Origin of the sequence: Agromyces agglutinans (assembly GCF_009647605.1) — a bacterium.
GTDB classification, from domain to species: domain Bacteria; phylum Actinomycetota; class Actinomycetes; order Actinomycetales; family Microbacteriaceae; genus Agromyces; species Agromyces agglutinans.
Genome location: NZ_WJIF01000008.1, coordinates 21,159 through 44,343, shown reverse-complemented (window position 1 = coordinate 44,343; position 23,185 = coordinate 21,159). Strand labels below are relative to the sequence as shown.

General features: G+C 69.7%; 15 protein-coding genes, 1 tRNA gene and 1 pseudogene. 4 read left to right on the top strand and 13 right to left on the bottom strand.

Annotation, left to right across the window (positions count from 1 at the left end; translation table 11 throughout):
* Positions 1-64: 64 nt before the first annotated feature.
* Together GE115_RS13290 and GE115_RS13285 are read right to left on the bottom strand one after the other, a co-directional pair.
* Positions 65-3,226 carry a hypothetical protein gene (locus GE115_RS13290; RefSeq protein ID WP_153685275.1) on the bottom strand — a complete coding sequence of 1,054 codons (3,162 nt, stop codon included), beginning with the start codon at positions 3,224-3,226 and terminating at the stop codon, positions 65-67.
* A gap of 173 nt (positions 3,227-3,399) precedes the next feature.
* Positions 3,400-5,271, bottom strand: a complete 1,872-nt coding sequence (locus GE115_RS13285; RefSeq protein ID WP_153685274.1) for an alkyl/aryl-sulfatase — start codon at positions 5,269-5,271, stop codon at positions 3,400-3,402.
* Positions 5,272-5,379: 108 nt separating this feature from the next.
* Between GE115_RS13285 and GE115_RS13280 the strand changes: the two are divergent.
* A pseudogene (locus tag GE115_RS13280) lies at positions 5,380-6,359 on the top strand (epimerase).
* Between the two features lie 202 nt (positions 6,360-6,561).
* Here GE115_RS13280 and GE115_RS13275 read toward each other — a convergent pair.
* The 6 genes from GE115_RS13275 to GE115_RS13250 all read right to left on the bottom strand — a co-directional run bounded on the left by GE115_RS13275 (position 6,562) and on the right by GE115_RS13250 (position 14,738).
* On the bottom strand, positions 6,562-7,812 hold the full coding sequence (locus GE115_RS13275; RefSeq protein WP_153685273.1) for a Wadjet anti-phage system protein JetD domain-containing protein: 1,251 nt from the start codon (positions 7,810-7,812) through the stop codon (positions 6,562-6,564).
* On the bottom strand, positions 7,809-11,204 hold the full coding sequence (locus GE115_RS13270) for an ATP-binding protein (RefSeq protein WP_153685272.1): 3,396 nt from the start codon (positions 11,202-11,204) through the stop codon (positions 7,809-7,811). The genes GE115_RS13275 and GE115_RS13270 overlap by 4 nt, the downstream gene beginning before the upstream one ends.
* A 2-nt stretch (positions 11,205-11,206) precedes the next feature.
* On the bottom strand, positions 11,207-11,992 hold the full coding sequence (locus tag GE115_RS13265) for a DUF4194 domain-containing protein (RefSeq protein ID WP_153685271.1): 786 nt from the start codon (positions 11,990-11,992) through the stop codon (positions 11,207-11,209).
* Positions 11,985-13,538, bottom strand: coding sequence for a DUF3375 domain-containing protein (locus GE115_RS13260; RefSeq protein WP_153685270.1), 1,554 nt, complete (start codon positions 13,536-13,538; stop codon positions 11,985-11,987). The genes GE115_RS13265 and GE115_RS13260 overlap by 8 nt, the downstream gene beginning before the upstream one ends.
* A 696-nt stretch (positions 13,539-14,234) precedes the next feature.
* A complete protein-coding gene (locus tag GE115_RS13255; protein ID WP_172979920.1) occupies positions 14,235-14,474 on the bottom strand; it encodes a helix-turn-helix transcriptional regulator in 240 nt (79 codons plus the stop codon).
* Positions 14,475-14,661: 187 nt separating this feature from the next.
* Positions 14,662-14,738: transfer RNA gene (locus GE115_RS13250), tRNA-Pro, on the bottom strand.
* Positions 14,739-14,963: 225 nt separating this feature from the next.
* On the opposite strand from GE115_RS13250, the gene GE115_RS13245 reads away from it, so the two are divergent.
* A complete protein-coding gene (locus GE115_RS13245) occupies positions 14,964-16,718 on the top strand; it encodes a pyruvate dehydrogenase (RefSeq protein WP_312855160.1) in 1,755 nt (584 codons plus the stop codon).
* A 75-nt stretch (positions 16,719-16,793) separates the two neighbouring features.
* The gene (locus GE115_RS13240; RefSeq protein ID WP_376765718.1) at positions 16,794-18,248 is read left to right on the top strand and encodes an MFS transporter; all 1,455 of its coding nucleotides are present in this window, start codon (positions 16,794-16,796) and stop codon (positions 18,246-18,248) included.
* A gap of 38 nt (positions 18,249-18,286) precedes the next feature.
* Here the strand turns inward: GE115_RS13240 and GE115_RS13235 are convergent, their stop codons facing one another.
* Both GE115_RS13235 and GE115_RS13230 read right to left on the bottom strand, forming a co-directional pair.
* Positions 18,287-19,024, bottom strand: a complete 738-nt coding sequence (locus GE115_RS13235) for a hypothetical protein (protein ID WP_312855159.1) — start codon at positions 19,022-19,024, stop codon at positions 18,287-18,289.
* Positions 19,021-19,500 carry a MarR family winged helix-turn-helix transcriptional regulator gene (locus tag GE115_RS13230; RefSeq protein ID WP_153685267.1) on the bottom strand — a complete coding sequence of 160 codons (480 nt, stop codon included), beginning with the start codon at positions 19,498-19,500 and terminating at the stop codon, positions 19,021-19,023. The genes GE115_RS13235 and GE115_RS13230 overlap by 4 nt, the downstream gene beginning before the upstream one ends.
* Positions 19,501-19,606: 106 nt before the next feature.
* Between GE115_RS13230 and GE115_RS13225 the strand changes: the two genes are divergently transcribed.
* Positions 19,607-20,230 carry a GNAT family N-acetyltransferase gene (locus tag GE115_RS13225; protein ID WP_172979918.1) on the top strand — a complete coding sequence of 208 codons (624 nt, stop codon included), beginning with the start codon at positions 19,607-19,609 and terminating at the stop codon, positions 20,228-20,230.
* A 54-nt stretch (positions 20,231-20,284) separates the two neighbouring features.
* On the opposite strand, the gene GE115_RS13220 is transcribed toward GE115_RS13225, so the two are convergent.
* From GE115_RS13220 to der, 3 genes are all read right to left on the bottom strand, one after another.
* Complete coding sequence (locus GE115_RS13220) at positions 20,285-20,944, bottom strand: DUF4166 domain-containing protein (RefSeq protein ID WP_246190790.1); 660 nt, start codon at positions 20,942-20,944, stop codon at positions 20,285-20,287.
* Positions 20,945-21,027: 83 nt separating this feature from the next.
* On the bottom strand, positions 21,028-21,639 hold the full coding sequence (locus tag GE115_RS13215) for an SRPBCC family protein (RefSeq protein WP_312855158.1): 612 nt from the start codon (positions 21,637-21,639) through the stop codon (positions 21,028-21,030).
* 10 nt (positions 21,640-21,649) lie between these two features.
* Positions 21,650-23,161: a ribosome biogenesis GTPase Der gene (der, locus tag GE115_RS13210; protein ID WP_153685264.1), complete on the bottom strand. Its 1,512-nt coding sequence runs from the start codon at positions 23,159-23,161 to the stop codon at positions 21,650-21,652.
* Positions 23,162-23,185 lie beyond the last annotated feature (24 nt).

Genomic DNA, 23,185 nt, shown 5'->3' with positions numbered 1-23,185 from the left:
CGGCCCCCTTCGCCCCCGAGGCCAGCCGACCACATCCGGCGCGCCACAGCAAGCGTCAGCCGATTCACCGAGTGGATGCCCCGCCGCCCGACGTTCCCCCGGCGCCGCCGCCACGCCCGGCCGCTGCCTTCGCTGCCGCCGCCGAGCGGGCCTCGATGCGCTGCTCGAGTCGGCGCAGCGACGCCATCGCCTCCTCGTAGCGCCGGAAGGCATCGGTCCGCGCGCTCCGGGTGAACCGGCTCCCCCGGGCCGATGGAGCCAGGGCTTCGCGGCCGGCCACGACGAGCTCCCGGTGCGCGGCACGCGCCCGGTCTCGCGCGGCGGGAAGCATCCGGGCGTCGTGCAGCACCGCGGTTGCGACATCCTGTCCGTGGACGCGGGCGTCGATCTCCTCGATGAGCATCTCGTAGTCGCGGTGCGCCCGGGTGTGCGCATCCAGGGCCTCCCGGTAGCGCGCTCGCGCGTCGAGCAGCAGACGGTTGTTCGGCGGGAGCTCGAGTCCGTCGATGAACCGGAGGCGGCGCTCGGCGATGCCGAGTTCGTTCACCCGGATCTCCGCGAGGTCGTAGATCCGCTCGCGGGCGTCGCGGTTCGAGCCGAACACGCTGTCGTGGAACGCCGCCGCCTCGGCGTGACGCACGTCCCCCGCTCGGAACGACTCCGCGGGCCGCGCGCCGGTCTGCGCCTCCCACGCCGCCTTCACGGTCTGCGCGTCGAAGTGCCGGAGCACGTCGTCGGCGCCGGCGCGCGCACGCACCTCGGCGTACGTCGCGCCGGGCATCGTGCGCTCGAGATGCAGGCGCGCGATGCGGAACCACTGCCGCGCGTGCCGCGCCTCGTGCGCGATCGTGTCGCAGGCGAGCGCGAACTGCTCGGGGGACGGATCCCGCTGCGACACGAGCGCGCGGTTGATCTGCAGCTCCCACGCCGAGGCCGGGAACCTGCCGAACTGATCGGGCCGCGGATTGTTCAGGTGATTCGGGATGAGCGGCGGCGCACCCGAAGCGGTGAGCTGGCGATTGGCGATCTCCAGCAGGGCGTCGAACCGCGCCTCGGCGCTCATGCCGCGGTAGCGGTCGTACAGGGGCACGAACTCCGCGGCGAGCGCGCGCGCCTCCGGACTGAGGCTTTCGACGACGCGTGCGGCGTCCCGGCCACCCGGGCCCGTCGTCGCCTTCGGCGACCGCGTCGACGCGGGCGCCGCGACGAGGCGTACGTCGGTCTGGCGGGCCCATCCGGGGGACTTCGCGTCGAGGTATCCGGTGGCGTGCTCCACCTGCTGCACCGCCTCGTCGCCGGCGAAGCGCACCTCGATCTGCCGGCCACCTCCCGAGTCGGCGATCACGACGTCTCCGCCGAACAGCGCGCCGGCGTTCTGGGCGAGCTGCTCGCGATGCGCCTCGAACCGCGCGATGAGCGCCTGTCGCTCGGGCAGCGGCAGGTTCGCGCCGAGGCCGGTTCCGCCATGCAGCTCGGCGTGGAGCCTCGGCCATCCGCCGGCTTCCGCGAGCAGCGAGCGCACGGCGACCTCCGAGAGCCGTCCGGCCGGCACCTTGGCTCCCCCGGCCGCCGTGCCGGCGGAGCCCGGTGCGTCGGCCGCGGGGAGTCCGGCTCCGGCCCTCCGCGTGGCATCCCCGCCCCGGATCTCGGGGATCGTGACCGCCGGCCCGCGCGACCCGCCGCGCCACGCGTCGTACTCCTTCGCGACGCGGCTGTTGACGCGTGCGAGGCCGAGGTCCATGGCGACGTTCTGCACCACGCCGTCGACGATGAGGTCGGCGAACTCGCTCGCGTTCTTCGGCAGTGCCTTGCCCTCCGCGATGGCCTTGAGGGCCGTCTCGGTTGCGGTCAGGTAGACCGACGACGTGCCGGCGGCCATCGCGCTGGCGGTGAGTTCGGCGAGCTTCGTGCCCGCGAGGTCGGGGATGCGGTCGATGCGCGCCTTGATCGCGACCTGGAAGCGGGCCTGCAGCCCGCCGCCGAGATAGGTCATCACGGCGCTCACGCCGGCGGCCTGCACGAGGCTCGCGAGTCCGAGGCTCGCGCGCTGGCCGTAGTGCATCTCCGCGGCGCGGCCGAGCCCCTCCTGGGCGAAGGTGTAGCCGCCGGCGACGAGCGCCGAGCCGGTGAGTCCCAACCCGCCCGAGGCGATGCCGGCGGCGATGGTGCCGGCCGTCTTCAGGCGGTTGAGCCACTTCACCGCAGTCCCCGCGCCCGTCATGACCCGGTTCTCGTAGGCCGAGAACCGCTTGGCCGCCTCTGCCGTGGACTGCTCGGCCATCGCGATGAGCGGCACCGCGAGCTCGTACTTGCGCTCGCGCAGGAGCGGCCACGCACGTTCGATGAGCTGACGCGGTCCGTCCCAGATCCGGATCGACGGATAGGCCGCGCTCCCCTCGCCGAGCGCCTCGGAGATGTGTCGGATGGCCCCGAAGCCGATGCGCTTGGCGTTGATCGCGCTCCGCTCGACGTGCATGGGCTGGAGCTCGTGCCAGACCTGGGTGGTCTCCCTCAGCGCCTCCCGCAGCTTCACGAGCTCCTCCCGGTCGGCGACGCGTCGTGCGTACTCCTCCGGGTAGTCGTTGCGCAGGTCGTCGGCGGTCACGAAGCCCTTCGTCTTGTGCACGATGCCGGGCATCGGGTGCTGCCCGAGCGCCTCGCCGGGTGCGGGGCGCAGGCTCAGCTCGAGCGGGCGCTTCGTGATCTGCTCGACCGCCCACTGCCGGAATTCGGTCTCGGCCTTCGCATCCCATTCCGGCGGCTCGTGCACGTCGTCGGCGAGCAGCAGCCGGACGTCGACCGCGAGATGCTCGTTCGGCTTCGGCGGCACGGCGCGCAGCAGCCGCCGCCGCTCCTCGAGGTAGTCGGGATGCTGCTCGCGGACGGTGCCGTAATAGGCGAAGTCGTCCCACAGCCGCCGCAGCCGGAAGTCGACGTGCCAGGAGATGGTGTAGTGGTCGACCACCCGCTGCCACTGCTCGAGCTGGGCCGTCGTGAGGGCGCCGAGCAGCGCCGGGTAGCGTGCCTGCAACGCGGGCCGGATGTCGGGGCCACCGGTCGGGATCGGTTCGCGCGCGTGCCGACCTGCGAGCGAGTCGGGCCCTTGGTCGCGCTGGAGGTGCGCCGTGACGGCGTGGTTGCCCGCGTCGCGCTGCAGGTCGATGACGTCGTCGGCCTGCAGGCGCCATGCTGGTCTGCCCGGCGACGGCGCGCGCACACGCGGCACGGCACGCCTTGCCGGCTTCGGCGGTCGCGTGCCGCGCGCCCTGCGCTCGCCTCGCTCGTGGATCGGTGCTCCTCGTGGTTCCCCTGAGCCTCCATCACCGCTCGCGCGGCTCGCCGCGGCGAGCGCATTCGCGCCGCGAACGGGGCACCGATCGTCGCCCGAGTGGGCAGCTCCTACGGGAGCACGATCTCGAATGCGGGGTCGCCGGGGTTCAGCACGCCGAACAGCTGCCGCAGCACGCCGAGCTCTCCGGTCGCGTCGAGCCCGTCGGAGTCGAGATCGCCGCCCGCGAGGCGGATGAGTCGCGCCTTCTCGAGGGTGAGATGCAGCGCGGCGTCGGGCTCGGGTTCGCGTTCGACGTACACGAGGACTCCGTTGCGGAGGGTGAGGTGGAAGCTCCGCCCGAGGTCGCTCACCGTCACGTCGAACGCGAGGTCGAGGTCCCAGGCCTTCGGGCCGTCGACGGTGATGGCGATGGCGTCGAACACCTGCTCGGGCGTGAGTTGCGCGAGGATGGCCGGCGCGTTCGTCACGGTCGGCGTGCCGAAGTTGCCGCCGCGCAGCTCGGTCGCTCCGGACAGGAAGAAGTTGCGCCACGTGCCGTTCTCGGCTCCGTAGCCGAGTTGCTCGAGGGTGTCGGCGTAGAGCGCCTTCACGGCCTCGTTGCCGGCGTCGACGAAGACCGCGTGGTCGAGCAGGGTCGCCGCCCACCGGAAGTCGCCCGCCTCGTACGCGGCGCGCGCGACCTCGAGGACGCGGTCGACACCGCCGATGGCGTCGACGTAGCGTTCCGCGAGGGCGGCCGGCGGGTGCGGCCACAGGCGGGCCGGGTTGCCGTCGAACCAGCCCATGTATCGCTGGTAGATCGCCTTCACGTTGTGGCTGACCGAGCCGTAGTAGCCGCGCGCGTGCCACGCGTTCTCGAGTGCCGGCGGGAGCTGGATCACCTCGGCGATCTCGACCCCGGTCAGACCCTGGTTGAGCATGCGCAACGTCTGGTCGTGCAGGTAGGCATACAGGTCGCGCTGCAGGCCGAGGAATCGGACGATCTCGGCATTGCCCCAGGTCGGCCAGTGGTGCGACGCGAAGACCACCTGGGCCCGGTCGCCGTACCGCTCGATCGCCTCGGTCAGGTACTGCGACCAGACGTGCGGGTCGCGAACGACGGCGCCGCGCAGCGTGAGCAGGTTGTGCAGCGTGTGCGTGGCGTTCTCGGCCATGCACAGCGCCTCGTAGCGCGGGATGTAGAAGTGCATCTCGGTCGGCGCCTCGGTGCCGGGCGCCATCTGGAACTCGAACTCGACGCCGTCGATGGTGTGCGTCTCGCCCGTCGTCGTGATCTCCAGCGTCGGCGGCAGCAGCGTCGCCTCACCCGTCGAGGTCGTCTGCCCGAGGCCGGCGCCCACGGCGCCCCTCGGACCCCTGGCGAGCGCGGCGCCGTACATGTAGCCGGCGCGACGACCCATTGCGGTACCGGCGTAGACGTTCTCGGCGACCGCGTGCTCGACCAGGCCCTCGGGGGCGATGATCTGCACGTCACCGGCATCGACCTGCTGTTGCGTGACGATGCCCTGCACGCCGCCGAAGTGGTCGATGTGCGAGTGCGTGTGGATGACGGCCACGATCGGCCGGTCGCCTCTATGCTCGCGGTACAGCGCCGCCGCGGCGGCCGCGGTCTCCTTCGAGATGAGCGGATCGACGACGATCACGCCCGAGTCGCCCTCGATGAACGACATCACCGAGAGGTCGAGCCCTCGAACCTGGTACAGCCCGGGTACGACCTCGAACAGGCCGTGCTTCGCGACGAGCCGGCTCTGCCGCCAGAGGCTCGGGTTCACCGAGCCGGGCGCGTCTCCGTCGATGAAGTCGTACGTCGAGGCATCCCAGACCACTTCACCGCTCGCGTCGAGGATCTTCGGGTCGTCGAGCGACGCGATGAACCCCCGATCGGCGGCGGCGAAGTCCGCGTCGTCGTCGAACGGCAGTCGGGCCGTGAGCTCCTCGTGCGCGGCGATGATCGCGTCGGTCGGTTCCTGATCGGTCATGCGTCGTCTCCCCCTCTGACGGGCCGGTGCCCTCCAGCCAGTCTGTCGAAGGCCTCGCGGCAAGACAACCGGCATCGGCCAGGTGGCGATGCTGGCTAGGCTGCACGCATGCCCCAGCCACGCCCGCCGGTAGCCGTCGTCGCGGGCGCGAGCGGGTTCGTCGGCACGCGATCGTGCGAGCGCTCGCCGACGACGGGTATGACGTGCGCCGGATCGGACGCACCGAAGACGTCACGTGGCAGGATGCCGCGGGCATCGCCCGAGCCGTCGACGGCTCGGCCATGCTGGTGAACCTGTCCGGCAAGTCGGTGAACTGCCGGTACACAACGGCGAACCGGAACGAGATCCTGCGTTCGAGGATCGACACCACGCGGGCGCTTCGCGAGGCCGTCGAAGGGGCCGACGAACCTCCAGCCGTCTGGTTCAACGCCTCCACCGCGACCATTTACCGCCACGCCATGGACCGCCCCAATTCTGAGGCCGACGGCGAGTTCGGCGACGGATTCTCGGTCGACGTCGCGCGCAACTGGGAGCGGCAGTTCTTCGCCGGCGACCTGCCCGGCACGCGACGCGTCGCGCTCCGCATGGCGATCGTGCTGGGCGACGGACCCGCCACGAACGCGTTGATCACGCTCGCGCGGCTGGGTCTCGGGGGCCCGCAGATCGACGGCCCCTGGTTCCCGCACCGCCGGTACCGCGGCATCGGGCCGTCGCCGACCGGCAGCGCCAGCGCCGGATGGCATCGCACGCGCGGGTTCCAGAAGTTCAGCTGGATCCACATCGACGATGTCGTCGGCGCCATCCGCTTCCTTCGCGACCGCGAGGACATCTCGGGGCCCGTCAACCTCGCGAGCCCGAACCCGAGCGACAACCGCACCCTGATGCGATTGCTGCGCGACCTCGAGGGCATGCCCGTGGGTCTGCCCGCCTGGCGCTGGATGCTCGAGCCCGCGATGTGGGTGCTCCGCACGGAACCCGAGCTCGTGCTCAAGAGCCGGTGGGTGCTGCCCGGGACCCTCACGGCGGCGGGTTTCGCGTTCGAGCACCCCGAGCTTCTGGGGGCTCTCGACGAGCTGACCGCCCACTGAGAAGCGGCCATCCCTCCTCGTGGAGAAACAGCCGCTGATCAGTATTTTCGGTCGGGCTGACAGGATTTGAACCTGCGACCCCTTGGAGGATCAAGCCCGTCTCGGGATGCCTCCGGATGTCTCGGAAACTCGCGGATTCCCTCGTAGTGACAGGGAACCGGGCGGTTCATTGGCTCCAATCTACCGAGTCGATCCTGGACACTCACGGTTGATTTCGGTGGGAACGCGGTGGGAATCGGTCAGTCGGCTCGATCGACTCCAGCGGGTGGCCCAGTGCCCATTTCGCTCGGCGCGAGCGAACCGACTGCACCGCTTCATAGGCGAGCCCCAGCGGAATGCGTTCTTGCTCCACTCGACGATGTCCCATGTGCTCGGCATCGAGGACACGGAGATACATCTCGCGTTCGTCGTCATGGAGCTTGCCCACGGTTTTCGGATCGCCGGGGAGGATGAGCTTGCCGTACTGGTCGTAGTCGGTGCCGAACTCCTCGTATGTCACGTATGTCGTCGGGTCCATGAGGATCGAGTCGATGTCGCGGTCGAAGTCAATCCGGTACCCATCGAGGATCTCGAAGCCGTCGCGGTCGATATCGCCCCAGTACACGACCACGGGCGCGTCGCGCAGCCAGGGGAATGCCGCGGGCGTCTTGCCGCCTTTGCCGACGCCCTCGACCGAGATGCCGCGGGCGAGCGGTGGAAAGTGGATCGCGGTGTCCTTGTTCTCCGAGATGACGACGACCTCGGGCCGGTACGCCGGCGCGAACGCGTCGCCGACCGTCGCCGAGTCGTGGATCCGCGCGCCCGAGGCCCGGTGGTCGGGGTCGAGGTACGTGAAGTGGATGCGTGGCGGATGAGCGGGCAGGAGGCCCAGGTCCGCCAGACCCGTGAGCGCCTGCACCCCGGCCCGATGGGACTGGAGCCATTTCGCATGGACGCCGGGGATCGGGACTTGGCGCGGCGTGACCCCGAGCGCTGCGCGGGAGAAGTCCTGCAGATACCAGCCGGTCACGACGAGCAGCAGCTCGAAGTCGACGTCCGAGTACGAGTCGAGCAGTCGCAGGGTCCGGCCGAGATCGGATGCGTCCGCGTGCCGTTCACGCAGAATGCTGAGCCGCTCCCTCGCGCGCGCGAGCCGGGCCGACCACCCTTCGCCGGCGATCGCTGCGGCGTGGTCGATGGAGTCCACCCGTGCGTGCGTGGGCACCGCCTGCATCGAACCGCCCTGGGCCTCGCGCCGCTCGTAGTCGAGCTCGATCCGCGCTACGCGCGCCCAGTCCTGCAGGTGGACGGTCCTCGCGTGAACGCTCGCGTAGTCGCGGCGTAGCGTGGTTGCATCGAGGCGTCCGAGCGGGAACGCGTGCGGGAATACGACCTCGTCGCCCACCAGGTGTAGCTGCCACTTTCCTGCCAGCCGCCGCTGGATGTCCACGACGAGCGCATCGGGGGACTTCATGCCGCGCCCTCGTCAGCGGGCGCCTCGCGCAGATCCCGGACGTACGAATAGCCGCTGTCGTTCTTCGTGACGCTCAGGAGCAGGCCCATGTAGGGCTCGAGGGCGGTCACCTTGTCCAGGGGCGCACCGATGATGAGCTGGAACCCGAGGTCCTGCCACGCCTTGACCGCGCGGCCGGCGAACTCGCTGTCGGACTTGACGAAGCCCTCGTCGAGGAAAACCGGGGCGAACCTGGGTCGGGAGCGGGACTCGTCGCCGAGCTGGTAGCGCAGCGCGGCGCCGACGATGAACGCCACGAGCTCCTGCGTCTCCCCGCCGGACTTGTCGCCGAGCGAGTCGTAGGTGGCGACCTCGCGATGGTTGGCGTCGAGGCAGACCGCGGTGATGACCACGTGCTGGCGCACGTCGAGGTAGCGGTCTCGCTGCGACGTCGAGGACTTGGTGTGGCCTTCGGGGACGCTGATCCGGGTCATGAACTCGCGCAGCCTCTTGAACCGGGTCTCCACCTGCTGGTCGCTGAGCTCCATCGCGAGCCCGGACGAGAGCTCACGGAGCCCGCGTCGGAAGACGCTCAGCTCCTCGCTCTGCAGCCGGCGGAGCTTGATCTGCAGGATGCCTTTCCCGCCGAACGGCAGGGTCTCCAGGATCCGGTTGATCGGCAGGAGCCGGTCCTCGATGTCTTCGAGCGCGGTGTCGAACGCGTCGTTCAGACGCAGCAGGTCGTCGCTGGACCAGGCGGCGAACTCGCGCCGCCACCGGTCCCGGCGCTCGTGCAGTCCTTCGGCCTGGATGCGGTCGAGGATTTCTCGGTAGCCGTCGACGGAGGCGATCGTGATGCCGATGTTGTGCTCGGTCCAGTGCCGCTTGTACGACTCGAACATGCTCTCCATCGCGTTGACGGCGCTCTTGGCGGCGCGGTGAGCGGCGACAGCCTCTTCACCGAGACGCTTCCGAAGCGCGCGCATGTTGCCGGGGAAGGCCGCGAGGTCGGTCGTGTCCCAGTTACCCGCGAACAGTTCGTCGAGGTAGTGCTGCTGTGCCTCCGTAACGATCGCGGTCTGCACAGCGACGATGGCGTCGACGGCGTCCTGGGCGTCATCCTGCTGGGTGACGAGGTCCCCGTGCTTCTTCTCGAGCTCGGCGAGACGGTTCGCCTCGAGCACCCGATCCCGGTTCGCCTGCTCGTGCAGCGGGGTGATGCGTTCCTCTTCGGCCTCTAGGGCGTCGAGGGTGGTGTTAGCCTCGCGGAGCCGGCGGATCTCGTCCTCGAGCTCGGCGATTCGCCGGTCGATGCCGAGATGGTCGATCGTGGCCCACGCGACGTCCTGGACGTGGACGTGGGCGTCCTTCTGCTGACGGGAGTCCGCCAGGCGCCGCGTGAGTTCGGCGATCCGCGCGCGCACCGCGGTGATCTCGGGCTCGAGCTCGGCGAGCTGCGTCTCGATGTCGGCGAGCCGACGCTTGTTGGAGAAGCCGATGATGGGGCCATCGCTGGATTCACCGTGAGCACCCTTGTCGCCGTTGCGCGTCTGCCCCGACGGTGTGACGCGCGGACCGGGGCCGCTGAGCCCCGCCGAGTTTGTGACGCAGAGGTGGTCGATACCAGTGCCGCCCACCCGGTCCTGGACCCAGCGTGAGAACGGCGAGTCCTTGAAGGCGAGCTTCCCGGAGATGTGATCGGGGTCGCCTTGCCAGTCCTCGTGGTCGGCGAGACTGACCGCCTCGAATCGGATGCGAGGGCGGATCGACACCCCGTCGATCGACGCCGACAGCCGGTCGCGGGTGCGGCGGTCGACCAGCACGGTACGGGCGACGCCGCCGAGGGTGGTCTCGACCGCCTTGCGCCAGTGCTCCTCACCGGGGAGCACGTCGATAAGCTCGGCGACGAAGGGCAGGTCGTCCATCGGGTCGAGTCCGGCGGCCTGGGCCATCTTCACCCTCGCGTCGTGCAGCCGTTGCGGGACCATGCCGCTGCTGCGGTCCTTGAGCGACTTCTGCTCGTCGAGGAGGCCGACCTGCCGGTTCACCAGCGGGGACAACTCCTTCTCGCGCACGACCTCCACGTCGGCCGTCAACTCGGCTTCCCTCGCCTCGTAGCCGGCAAGGAACTGCGCGGCGGCGGCCCGTGCCTCAGCGAACTGCTCCGCGGTCTCGGGCACGACCAGGCCGATGGCTTCGGTGCGCGTCTGGAACCTGATGTTGGCGGCGTAGATGTCATCGCGGCTGTCCTGGAGACCGGCGATGTCGGCCTTGCGCGCGTCGATCGCGTCGCCGCCGTTGTCGCGCTTCTCGTCGGCGATCTCGCTGAGACGCTTCTTGTACCGGTGCTCGTCGGCCTTGGCCGTGGCGAACTTCGCGCTGGCGGAGGCGTGCTCTGCACGATTCCCGGCGACCGCGGCGTCCAGGAGTTCGCGCTCGGTGCGCAGCCGCCACAGCTGGAACGGCGAGGGACCCGTCTCGTCGGCGCCGAACTGCCGGATGAGCAGTTCCCTCGCCTCGGCGTCGGCGTGCTCCTGTTGGAGTCCCGGCAGGCGCTTCAGCGTGTTGACCTTGTCCGCCGCGTCCACCATCTTCAGGTAGGAACCCTCGAGGTCGGCGAAGTGCTCGAGCGCGCTGTCGGCCGCCTGGTAGGTGATCGGCTTCTCGAGGACCATCGTCTTGTACAGCCCGTCGACCCGCTTAACCTGCATCCCGGCCTGGACGCGGGCCAGCAGCCGCATCGCCTGACGGCCGCCGTCACCGCCGCCGATGCCCAAGCGCGTGTGGATGGTGTCCTCGAACTCCCAGAAGGTGTGCAGCGGGGTCAGGCCCGGCAGAGCCGCCTTAAGGGCGCGCTTGTCGAAGCGTCCCGCCGCCAGCGGCTCAAGGCGGGCGAGGTCGAGGTAGCCCTCGTAGACCGCGAACGTGGTGGTGACGTCGCCGTTGACCTTGGCGCCGGCCTTCACGAAGTACATCCGCACGACGGTGTACCGCCGTCCGTCGTCGTTGATAAAGGTCGCACCCAGGGCACCCCAGGTGGGAACTCCATCGCGCCCGCGGAGTACCTGGTCGCGCATCTCCGCCGAGCCGTCGATGCTCAGTGAATCCATCTTGCCGCGCAGGTAGGTCAGCAGGTTGCGCTGGTCGGCCGAGCGCGCGCGCCCGCCGGCGTCGTTGGAAGCCCCGTTGAACGGCGTGTCCGACGGCATCATCAGCGCGAGATAGGCGTCGAGCACGGTCGATTTCCCGGTTCCCGAGGCCCCCGAGAACAGCGTCGATCCGGGCGAGAACTCGACGGCGTAGTGCCCGTGGAAACCGCCCCAGTTCACGAGCTGGAGTGTCTCGATCCGCCACTGGGCGTGGTCGAGGTTGGTCGCCGGTTGCGCGGGGACCACCAGATCGAGTGTTGTCATCGTCACTTCTCCTCGAGGTCGAACTGCAGATCGAGCTGATCGTCGTGGGCTGTCTCATCGGGATCGTCGGGCACCGGGGGTTCGGTGCCGTTCTGGATCATCAACCAGGTCCACAGCGCCCGGAGCTTCTCGATCGGGAGCAGGACCTCGATGATCGGTGAGATCCGGAACCGCTCGGGGTCGGCGGTCTTCAGCAGCACGCCCGAGGCCCGCAGGCTGTCGAGTGCCTTCTCGGCGCGTTTGCGGTCCATGGCGCGGTGGGTCGAGTGCTCTGGACGCTGGTCGGACACCTCGTCGAGCAGTGCCTGGCGATCAACGAACACCACGTCCTCGCCTTCCTGGCGCTGGGCGAAGAACCGCTGCCGCAGGAAGGCCATCACGATGGTCTCCTCCTTCGTGTGCGATGCGTCTCGGAGCAGCGACGGGAGCGTCTCTCCGGTCTCGTTGGCGGCCTGTCTCTTGAACGCGATCTGGTAGTCGCGGTCGACCTCGAGCTCGAGGAACAGCTCGTTGAGCCGGCTTCGGATGAGCGCCGGGTCGGCGAGCAGGACCGCCCAGTGCTCGGGGTACCGTTCCGCGGAGATGTAGCGATGCTTGAGCAGCGCGTGGAGGCACCGCCGCTGCTCGGGGTAGAGCGTGCTGGTGTCCCCTTCGAACATCGCGAGACTCTGCTGGTCCGGCTCCTCGTCCTCGCCGTCGAAGACCTCGTCGTCCTCGCCAGCGTTGAAGCCGCCTTCGAACGCGTTCGTGTCGAAGACCTCGTCTTCTTCGCCGGTCAGGTCAATCATGGGGGTCTCCCTCGGTCGGGGTGGTCTGGGTGGGGGCGGTCTGGGCCGCTGGGATCACAGCGACCGGCATGAGGAACCGGCGGGTGCTGCCGTCCGGGCGCACGGCCGACACCAGTTCTCGTTCGGACGGGTCGATGTCCGCGCCCATCCGGGTGAACAGGTGCAGCAGCCCGAACAGCTCGACCGGGCGACGGAGCCCGGCGGGCAACTCCGCGAAGAGCCGCGCCGCGGACTCCAGATCACCGGACGCGATCCTGGCGTCGATCTCGCGCCGGAGCTGCTTCAAGGAGGGTCCGCCTTGCTTGAGGATGTCCTCCAGCGACAGTCGCGCCGGCGCTGCGCCGGACACATCCTCGAGCGGCTCTGGGACTCGCTCGCTCTCCGGGTCGAAGGTGCGGAAGCGGAGCATGTCGATCTCCATGCCGGACGGGATGAGCTCGACGTCGACGTGATCGCGCGGGCGGGCCGTCTGCATCCAGGTCCGCAGCTCCCGGTCGATGCCGCGGAGTACTTCGTCGAGCTCGCGGTTGCGGATGTGGTCGTAGCTCTCGATGTGCTCGCGTAGCGTGGCGGAGAGCCGCTGTCGCTGACCGAGGACGTCGGAGATGCCCCGACGGATGACATCGACCGCCGAACGAAGCTGGCGCTGCTCGTCCGGCAGCAGCGTCCCCGCCCAGGGGTGGGCGAGGATCGCTTCGAGGTCAGTCCGGAGGCTCGTCAGCCAGTCCCGCTTGCGAAGCAGCTCGAGCGCACCGGTGAAAGCGCGTCCCTCGGGCGTGGATGTCAGCAGGTTCGCCGACTGCTCGAGGTAATTGTCCACCACCTCACCGACAGGGCGCTCCTCTTCGCGAAACTTCTGCGTGATCGTGCGGTGCATGTCACGCACCGACTCCTCGACCCTGCGGAAATCCGATGGGAGCCCGTCGAGCTCGCGGAGGACGTTCGAGAACTGCTCCGTCAGTTCCGTCTCCGAGGCGTCGGGCAGCTCGCCACCGGAGTCCAGCCGGTCGTACTCGGCCTGCAGGCGAGCGATCTCTTCGGCAAGGCGGCGCTTGCGCTCCTCGAGATCCGGGTTCGCGGCCAGGGCCGCGTCGGAGACGACTCGGCGCATCGTCTCGATGCGAGACAGCGAAACGTTCAGCTGGGTACGCGTCGCGCGGGTGACGTAGTCGAGTGCCTGCCTCGCATCCCCGGTGAGCTGATAGGTCTCCTGACCTCGACCAGGGTCGCGATAAAGCCAACGCTCACGAACCCACTGCATCGCGAGGGACTTGCCGTTACCGACGGGGACCGTGTAGCCGGCGATTCGCAATTCGTCGAGCATCGCCTCGATGACGGTGTGGAATCGTTCTACCGGGATGGGCTGTGCGTCGTCAGGGAACGCGGCGGAGAGGAGCGGCATCGCAACTACCGCGGACTTGCGGTCGAGCAGCTTCAGCGTCGGCGTGTTGAGCGCCGCTTCGATGCGGGCGACGTCGCCCTCGATACCTGTTGTCATGCGTGCCGCTTCGCTGTGGTCCGGGCCGCGGCATTCGCCGGTGACCACGCGGGCGGACCCGATTCGAGCGAGGGGTCGTGCTTCCCGTCAATGAGGGCGGCGATACGCCGACTGAGGGTCTCCCTCGACAGGTTGTCCGGGATCCACCAGCCACGTGAGTTCCTAGTGTCATCGCCGAGCGCACCGAGACGCGACCAACGTCGGACAGTGTCGGGGTGTACGCCAAGGCGTTCCGCCACGAAACCACGGAGGCTGATCATGTTCGAGGTCATGGCGGACAACGTATGTACACGGGCCAGACTCGTGCAACCGTGACCAACTCCGCTCCCAGTAGATAGGGACATCCGCGAGACGGCGCGACAGGCCGTCTGCAACGCTCCTAACCACCCACTAACCGCGTGTGCGCGGTTTTGGTGGCATACCTGCCTTGAGAGAAATCACCCCCGTACTGGGGGAGTCCGGCGCTATGTTCGCCCCTTCGCGGCGTGCGTGAAGGAATTAATGTCCTCGACGTGGGCGCTCGAGTTCTTGGCCCAGGCGATCGCCGAAATACCCGCTCTCCGCCGCCTTCGCACTATCGCCCGTGGCCTGCACCATCCGTGTGCGCCCGTCCCAGTCCCGAAACCGAGTGCGCGCCTCGAACCTGCCGGACGGCATCGCCCGGGTCGTGATGTCTCCGAACGTGCCGATCGACAGTCGTGGCCGGTCCATCTCAGCTCACCACCGTTCGCTGCGTCGGCGCGGCTATGCGGATTCGCGCTGCTCGGCGACCCACGCCCGCACATCTGCGACGGCGAACTTCAGGTGCTTGCCGAAGCGGTACGCCGCCGGGCCCTTCCCATGGGTCCGCCAGTCGTACACGGTCGAGACCGGCACGCCGAGGTAGGCCGCCAACTCGGTGATGCCCATCAGGCGGTCGAGCCCCCAGCCATCGACAGAAGCGGAAGCGGGAGCCGAAACAGAAACGATCTGCGATTCGTTCATGATGTCCATGACCCGTAGGTGCGCCCGCGGCGCCGCGGCGACCACAGTCGACCGGGAGTATCCGCCCCCCTGCCGTACGGCAATTCGGGGCTGATCCTCAACGGGGCGAAAACGATGGGTTTTCGATGGGAGGATCAAATCTCTTAACCTCAAAAGTCCCGGAAACCCTTGAGTTTCCGGGACTTTCTGGTCGGGCTGACAGGATTTGAACCTGCGACCCCTTGACCCCCAGTCAAGTGCGCTACCAAGCTGCGCCACAGCCCGATGCCACCGGCGTTTCCGTCGAAGACAACTTGACCATCATAGCGGCATCCGGGAGGGTGCTCGTGCACACCCGCGGCGCACGAGACCTGCGGGCTCGTGGGGATCTCGTCGTCCCAGATGGACGACGAGGCACGGCGCACCCCGTTCCCGGCTCTCTGCAGCGCTCGACGCCGGGCGCGCCCACCGCAAGACTGGAGGCACGCACGCCGTTCGGAGGGGGAAACCGTGGCTCGAACCATCGCCGACCAACTCGTCGCCCAGCTCATCGATGCCGGGGTCGATCACATCTACGGCATCGTCGGGGATTCGCTGAACCCGATCGTCGATGCCGTTCGCCGATCAGGTGGCGCGGCGAAGGGGGGCATCGACTGGATCCACGTGCGCAACGAAGAGGCGGCGGCATTCATGGCCGCGGCCGAGGCGCAGCTGACCGGCCGACTCGCGGTCTGCGCGGGAAGTTGCGGGCCGGGCAACCTGCACCTCATCAACGGCCTGTACGACGCGCAGCGTTCGAAGGCGCCGGTGCTCGCGATCGCGAGCCACATTCCGAGCAGCCAGATCGGATCGGGATACTTCCAGGAGACGCATCCGGAACGTCTCTTCGTCGAGTGCTCCGAGTACTGCGAGCTGATCTCGACGGCGGCGCAGTCGCCGCGGGTCGTGAACGCGGCGATGCGGCACGCGATCGCGGGGCCCGGCGTGGGCGTGGTCGTGCTGTCGGGCGATATCGCCGAGTTCGAGGCATCCGATTCGTTCCCGTCTCTCGTGCCGACCGAGCGACCGGCGCTCGTTCCCGCCGAAGCCGACGTGCAGCGCCTCGCCGAGGCGATCGATCGCGCGAAGACGGTCGCGATCTTCGCCGGTGCGGGCGTCGAGGGTGCCCACGACGAGGTCGTCGCGCTCGCCGAGCGCATCAAGGCTCCGGTCGGGCACACGCTGCGCGGCAAGCAGTGGATCCAGTGGGACAATCCGTACGACGTCGGCATGACGGGCCTCCTGGGCTACGGCGCCGCGCACGCCGGCATGCACGACGCCGACCTGCTGCTCCTGCTCGGCACCGACTTCCCGTACGAGCAGTTCCTCCCGGATCCGTCGAAGGTCGTCATCGCGCAGGTCGACTCGGATGCCTCGCATCTCGGCCGTCGCGTCAGCGTCGCGCATCCCGTGCACGGTGATGTGAAGGCCGCGGTCGAACGGCTCACGTTCCTCGTCGCCGAGAAGTCGGACCGGCGGTTCCTCGATCGCACCCTGAAGAAGCACGACAAGCTCCTCTCGTCGGTCGTCGGCACGTACACCGAGGTCGGCACGAAGGCGCCCATCCATCCGGAGTTCGCGATCACCGTGATCGACGAGGCCGCGGCGTCCGACGCGATCTTCACGGCCGACACCGGCATGGGCAACGTCTGGCAGGCGCGGTACGTGACGCCCACGCCGCAGCGACGGCTCATCGGATCGTTCATCCACGGGTCGATGGCGAACGCGCTCCCCCATGCGATCGGCGCGCAGGTCGCCCACCCCGGGCGTCAGGTCGTCGCGATCGCCGGTGATGGCGGGCTGTCGATGCTGCTGGGCGAACTCATCACCGCGGCAGCCTACGACCTGCCGGTGAAGGTGTTCGTGTTCGACAACTCGACGCTCGGGCTCGTGAAACTCGAGATGCTGGTCGACGGGTTCCCCGACTACGGCGTCGACGTGCCGAATGTCGACTTCGCCGGGATCGCGCGAGCCATCGGATTCCACTCGGTGCGCATCGAGGACCCGAAGGACCTGCGCGACGCCGTCGACGCGGCGTTCGCGCACCGGGGCCCGGCACTCGTGGACATCGTGACCGACCCGCTCGCGCTGTCGTTGCCGCCGGCGATCACCGGCGACCAGGTGAAGGGATTCGCGTTGGCCATGTCGAAGATCGTGCTGCACGGCGGGGCCGCGGAGGCCGTCGCCATGGCACGATCCAACATCCGGCACGTGCGCGGGCTCTGATCGACCGTCGGGCGGAGGCGCACGAGTTCGGCACGCCTCGGAATAGTGAGCCGACGCGCGGAGGTTGGCACTGAGGTGAATCCACCCGCACCCGCCGCAGACGTCGGTATAGGCTTCCGTTCCGAGCGCGGGCCCGTGCTCATCGCGCTCATGCTGACGACGGGGCTCATCGCCATCGACGCGACGATCCTCGCGACGGCGGTGCCGTCGGTGGTCGCCGACCTGGGCGAGTTCGACCAGTTCCCGTGGCTGTTCTCGGTGTACCTGCTCGCGCAGACGGTGTCGGTGCCGATCTACTCGAAGCTCGCTGACACGTTCGGGCGTAAGCCGATCGTGCTCATCGGCGTCGGCCTCTTCCTCGTCGGTTCGATCCTCTGCGCGTTCGCGTGGAGCATGACCGCGCTGATCGTGTTCCGCGTCATCCAGGGGCTCGGCGCGGGTGCTGCGGCTCCCATGACCATGACGATCGTGGGCGACCTGTACACCGTCGCCGAGCGCGCGAAGGTGCAGGGCTACATCGCGAGCGTGTGGGCGATCTCGTCGGTCGTCGGCCCCGCGCTCGGCGGCGTGTTCGCCCAGTTCGCCTCGTGGCACTGGATCTTCATCGTGAACATCCCGCTGTGCCTGATCGCGGGCTGGGCGCTCGTGCGCTTCTACCACGAGCGCGTCGAGCGGCGCCGCCACCGCATCGACTACCCGGGCGCGGCATTGCTGACGATCGGCCTGACCGCGCTGATGCTCGGCCTCCTCGAGGGCGGCAACGCGTGGGCGTGGGGGTCGCTGCAGAGCATCGGATGCTTCGCCGTCGGTGCACTGGCCCTCGCCGGGTTCGTCATGGTGGAGCGCCGCGCCGCCGAGCCCGTGCTCGACCTCGCGATCTTCCGGCGCCGCCTGATCGCGTCGACGACGCTCGTGTCGCTCGGTGTGGGCGCGCTGCTCACGGGCGTCACGAGCTTCGTGCCGAGCTACCTCGAGACATCCATCGGCGTGGTGCCGCTGCTCTCGGGGCTCGCGGTCGCCGCGCTCACGCTCGGGTGGCCGCTCTCGGCGTCGCTGTCGGGGCGGCTGTTCCTGCGCATCGGCTTCCGTTCGACCGCCGTGATCGGCTCGACGATCGCCCTCGTCGGCGCCGTCGCCCTCGTGGTGGTGACCCCGTTCCCGAGCCCGTGGCTCGTGGCGGGCGTCGCGTTCGTGATGGGATTCGGGCTCGGCTGGGTCGCCGCGCCCACGCTCATCGCGGCGCAGGCCTCGGTCGAGTGGAACGAGCGCGGCGTCGTGACCGGGACGAACGCGTTCGCACGCTCGGCCGGGTCGGCGCTGGGCGTCGCGGCGTTCGGCTCGATCGCCAACAACGTGATCGCCGCGAACGGCGGCGAGCCGACACCTGACTCGATCATCCCGGCGTCGGCCGCCGTGTTCATCGCGACGGCCGTGATCGCCGTGCTGATGCTCGCCGCTGCCGCGTGGATGCCGCGCGATCGGGTGCAGTCTCCCGCCGCGGCGGCACAGCCGGCCCCCGACGCGGCCTGAGCAGGCGGGCCCGGTGGGCCCTGCTCACTCGGCGTGGCTCACTCCGCGTACGCGCCGAGATGCCGGCGTGCTGCGGCGAGGAATCCCTTCGGGTCGTCGGTCCACAGCCGCACGCGCGTGACTGCTTGCACGCCGCCCTTCGGCGGGCGGCCCGGAAGCCGCACCGGCGTCGGTCGTTCGAGCTCGATCTCGATGTTGGTCTCGTCCTGCATCCGCAGGCTCAGCGTGCGGCCGGGGCGTGCGCCGCTCACTTCGGCGGGGGCCTGCCCGGACCACGAGGCTTCGGGCGCGGCATCCATCACCCCGTCGTCGGCGAATCTCGGCGACTTGGGCTCGTCGACGCGGCGGTCGATCGCGATCGACGCGATCTCGCTCCAGGAGAGCGGCACGTCGATCTCGAGCCCCTCGCGAACCCGGATGCCCTCGGGCCCGACGGTGTGCGGCCGGGTGAGGAACGCCGCGAGCAGGCCGACCATCCAGGTGAGACCCCAGATGCCCAGGACGAGCAGCCCGATGCGCACCGCTGGCCACCGGTGCACGATGAGGTCGATGATCGGGATCTCGACCGCCGACAGCACGATGAAGATGACCAGGATCGTCAGCACCGGCCGGTGGTAGCTGAAACCGCTGCCGCCGATCGGGATGGCCGGGCGCCGGGCGATCAGTCGTCCGATGCTGGCGTAGATCCGCAGCTCCACGCGCAGCGCGCGCAGCGCGAAGTCGCCGAGCCGCCGCCAGACGGATGCCCCGTCGACGCGCTCTTCGACGGCGGTCACGACGCTTCCTCCGAGGCGGCGAGCGTCGCCTCCGCGCGGCGGGCCTCGTCGGCGGCCACCAGTTCGCCGAGCCGGTCGGCGATCGCCTCGAGACCGCGCTCGAAGGCCTCGCGGTCGGCCGGTCGCACCGCGGCCAGCAGCGTCGCGGAGAGCTCGGCATGGTCGCGCTGCATGCCGGCCATGAACGTCGCCGCCGACTCCGTGAGCTCGACGATCGTGGCCCGTCGATCGGTCGGGTGCGGCGTGCGCCGCACGTACCCGGACGCCTCGAGCGCGTCGACGAGTCCGGTGACGTTGCGAGGGCTCACCTCGAGAAGCGCCGCCAGCGCCTGCTGGGTCGACGGGCCCGTCGCCGCGAGCACCCAGAGCACCCTGGTGCGGGCGGTCGTCAGCGGCGTGCCCTCGAAGGCGTTCAAGAGGTCCTTCCGGAAGAGCTCGCTGATGAGCAGGAGCCGGTCGAGCACGGTCGGTTGCATATGGTGATGGTACTACATCGTTACCTTTGTTCATCATTCCGTCCGGTGCCGGTGCGAACGCACGGCTGCGCGAGCGATGTCGGCCGCCCGCAGTACGTTGGGAGGCATGGCAGGCCAGACCACCGACCGCCCCGCGCTGCGCATCGTCCCGGCGGCCGAGGCGCCCTTCGCCGACGTCGAGACCGTGTTCGGCACCCGTGGTGACCCGGCCACCTGCTGGTGCCAGTGGTACAAGATCCCCGGTCCTGACTGGCGATCGGTCGGCGTCGACGACCTGCGCGCCCGACTCGAGGCGCAGCTCACCGCGCCTGGCGCAGGGCCCGGTCTGCTCGCCTACTCCGGCGAAGAGCCCGTCGGATGGTGCGCCGTCGAGCCGCGCGCGAACCTGCCGCGGCTGCGCCGCAGCCGAACCGTCAAGAGCGGCACGGCGCACGGCGACCTCGACGATCCCGGTGTCTGGGCCGTGTCGTGCTTCGTGGTGCCGCGCGCGCATCGCGGGCTCGGCGTCGGCTCCGAACTCGCTCGTGCGGCCATCGCGTTCGCACATTCGAACGGTGCCGCCGTACTCGAGGCGTACGCTGTCGACCCGACCGCGAAGGCCAAGCCGAGCGCGGCCGAACTCTTCCCCGGCACCGTCTCGATGTTCGCCGCGGCCGGATTCGCCGAGGTTGCGCGGCCCTCGCCCACGCGGGTGGTCATGCAGGTGGAGTTCGCCGGCGCGGCGCGATAGCCGACGCCAATCGACGGCACCGGCACCGCACCGCACCGCACCGCACTACGACGCTCAGTACCGTGGTTCGTGCCGGCGCGGCAGCAGCCGCTCGGGCACCTCGCCCGAGGCATCCGGGAACTCGCACGTGAACCAGCCCTCGTACCCGAACAGGAACCCGAAGCGGCGATTGCGCACCTCGAGCCGCACCCGGTAGACGCCGGCCTCGTCGTCGTACGACTCGCGCAGCTCGGCGTACCCCGAGGCGACCATCGGGAAGCGGAAGTCGATCCAGCCCTCGCGAAAGCGCTGCTCCCCCGATCGCAGCCGCAGCGACCCATCGGGCTCCGCCGCGAGGTCGAGGTCGACGGCGAGGTGCTGGTGGGTGCCGAGGTAGTCGACGACGCGCGAGGTCGAAGGGTCGAGCACCATGGTCGCGTCGAACCGGCTCGGCCGGCTCCGGCCCCCGACGCGGTACTCGCGCACGAACGTGACGGTCTCCCGGCCGAACGGGTCGAGGTAGGCGTGGTTCTCGATCGTGAACGGCACATCGGCGCCGACATCGGGCACGAGGATGTTGCGCAGCCGCCCGACCTGCAGGAATGGGACCGTCCACCACGGCCCGCGGCGGATGCGCGTCATCTCGCCGCGGCCCACGCATGCGTAGCCGGCGTCGAGCGCGACGCCGAATCGGCGCTGCAGCATCGGATGCAGGCGTTCGAAGTCGTCCCCCATCGCCCGACGGAACACGGATGCCACGGCTCCCGCACCGGGCGCATCACGAGCGCCAACCCCGCCGCCCGACCCGTTCGCCCCGCTCATGGCGCCTTCAGCGCAGCGAGCGTCGCGGGCGCGTCGGCGAACGCACCACGTTCGGGCGGCGTCGTGCGGCATCGGGACGCGCGCGGTCGTGCGGGTCGCCAGATCGCGAGTACGGATGCCACGCCCCACCGCTCCGGCGACTCGCCCGTCTCCGCCCAGATGCGCAGCCGGTCGAAGCTCCACGCGGTCATCCAGACGACGAGGGGTCGCAGCACTCGGTCGGCGAGCCGGCCGAATCCCGGCTCGTAGTCGTACCCCGTGCTGAACCGCACGCCTCCCGGCTCCGGCACGTAGCGCCAGTAGCCGCGACCGTGCCGGAGCGGCGACCACGGGTCATCCGTGTCGAATCGCAGCGCCGATGTGCGCACGCCGTCGGCACGCACGCGCTCGCCGATCGTGGTGCCGGTCCCCCGAATCACATGTAGCCCGAGCGACCGCTCGTAGGTGAAGGCGTGGCCGCCGCCGGGGAGATCGCGCTCCGGCGTGATCCGAGAGAAGCGCAGATCCCACCGCACGTGCTCGCCCGGATCCTGCGTCAGCCGCCACAGCGTCTCGAGGTCGCAGCGCACGTATGCCTCGACGTAGACGCCGCCGCGGCCCCGACTCACCGCTTTCGGCTCACCGACGCTGGCGGCGCTCGCGCACGCGCATGTTCAGCACGATCGGGCTGCCCTGGAAGCCGTAGATCTCGCGCAGGCGCCGCTGGATGAACCGGCGGTAGCCCGGGTCGAGGAATCCGGTCGTGAACAGCACGAACGTCGGCGGCCGCGTGGCCGCCTGGGTGCCGAACAGGATCCGGGGCTGCTTGCCGCCGCGCACGGGGTGCGGGTGCTCCTGCGTGAGCTCGGTGAGGAAGGCGTTGAACTTCCCGGTCGGGATGCGCGTGTCCCACGAGTCGAGCGCCGTCTCGAGGGCGGGCACGAGCTTCTCGAGGTGGCGTCCGGTGCGCGCCGAGATGTTGACCCGCGGGGCCCAGGCGACGTGGTGCAGGTCCTGCTCGATCTCGCGCTCGAGGTAGCGGCGACGATCGTCGTCGAGCTGGTCCCACTTGTTGTAGGCGATGACCAGCGCGCGCCCCGACTCGAGCACGAGGTCGATGATGCGCACGTCCTGCTCGGAGATCGTCTCGGTCACGTCGATGAGGACGACCGCGACCTCGGCCTTCTCGAGGGCGGCCTGCGTGCGCAGCGTCGCGTAGAAATCGGCGCCGTGCTGCAGGTGCACGCGGCGGCGGATGCCGGCCGTGTCGACGAACCGCCAGATGCGGCCGCCCAGTTCGATCTGCTCGTCGACCGGGTCGCGCGTGGTGCCGGCGAGCTCGTTCACGACGACGCGCTCCTCGCCCGCGGCCTTGTTCAGCAGTGAGCTCTTGCCGACGTTGGGCCGACCGAGGATCGCCACGCGCCGGGGCCCGCCGACCTCCTGCTTCGCGACGGCCGAAACCTGCGGGAGCACCTTGAAGACCTGGTCGAGCAGGTCGGCCACGCCGCGGCCGTGCAGCGCGGAGACCGGGTACGGCTCGCCGAGGCCGAGGTTCCAGAGCGCCGTGGCCTCGGGCTCCTGGCGCGAGTCGTCGACCTTGTTGGCGACGAGGAAGACGGGCTTGTTCGTCTTGCGCAGCAGGCGCACGACGTGCTCGTCGGTCGCGGTCGCGCCGACCATGGCGTCGACGACGAACAGCACGACGTCGCAGAGGTCGATCGCGACCTCGGCCTGCGCGGCGACCGAGGCGTCGATGCCCTTGGCGTCGGGCTCCCAACCGCCGGTGTCGACGAGGGTGAACCGACGGTCGAGCCATTCGCCCTTGTACGACACGCGGTCGCGCGTCACGCCGGGGGTGTCCTCGACGACCGCCTCGCGGCGGCCGAGGATGCGGTTCACGAGCGCCGACTTGCCGACGTTCGGGCGACCGACGATCGCGATGACCGGGAGCGCCGGAAGGTAGGTGATGCCCTCCTCGCCCTCCTCGGCGTGCTCGAGCAGGTCGAGGTCCTCCTCGTCGAGCTCGTAGTCGTCGAGGCCGGTGCGCAGGGCCGCCGCGCGCTGCTCGGCGAGTTGCTCGTCGACGTCGGCGAGTCGCTCGGCGAGGTTGTCCTCGGGGGCGTCGAACTCGTCGTCGCGGTCGGTCATGGGTGTCTCCTCAAGCTCGTCGGG

Bases quoted from the DNA above. Each gene is read 5' to 3' on its own strand.
- GE115_RS13285 (WP_153685274.1), bottom strand. From the start codon at position 5,271: ATGACCGATCAGGAACCGACCGACGCGATCATCGCCGCGCACGAGGAG.
- GE115_RS13230 (WP_153685267.1), bottom strand. From the start codon at position 19,500: ATGCAACCGACCGTGCTCGACCGGCTCCTGCTCATCAGCGAGCTCTTC.
- der (WP_153685264.1), bottom strand. From the start codon at position 23,161: ATGACCGACCGCGACGACGAGTTCGACGCCCCCGAGGACAACCTCGCC.
- GE115_RS13220 (WP_246190790.1), bottom strand. From the start codon at position 20,944: ATGGGGGACGACTTCGAACGCCTGCATCCGATGCTGCAGCGCCGATTC.
- GE115_RS13275 (WP_153685273.1), bottom strand. From the start codon at position 7,812: ATGAAGTCCCCCGATGCGCTCGTCGTGGACATCCAGCGGCGGCTGGCA.
- GE115_RS13225 (WP_172979918.1), top strand. From the start codon at position 19,607: ATGGCAGGCCAGACCACCGACCGCCCCGCGCTGCGCATCGTCCCGGCG.
- GE115_RS13255 (WP_172979920.1), bottom strand. From the start codon at position 14,474: ATGAACGAATCGCAGATCGTTTCTGTTTCGGCTCCCGCTTCCGCTTCT.
- GE115_RS13270 (WP_153685272.1), bottom strand. From the start codon at position 11,204: ATGACAACACTCGATCTGGTGGTCCCCGCGCAACCGGCGACCAACCTC.
- GE115_RS13265 (WP_153685271.1), bottom strand. From the start codon at position 11,992: ATGATTGACCTGACCGGCGAAGAAGACGAGGTCTTCGACACGAACGCG.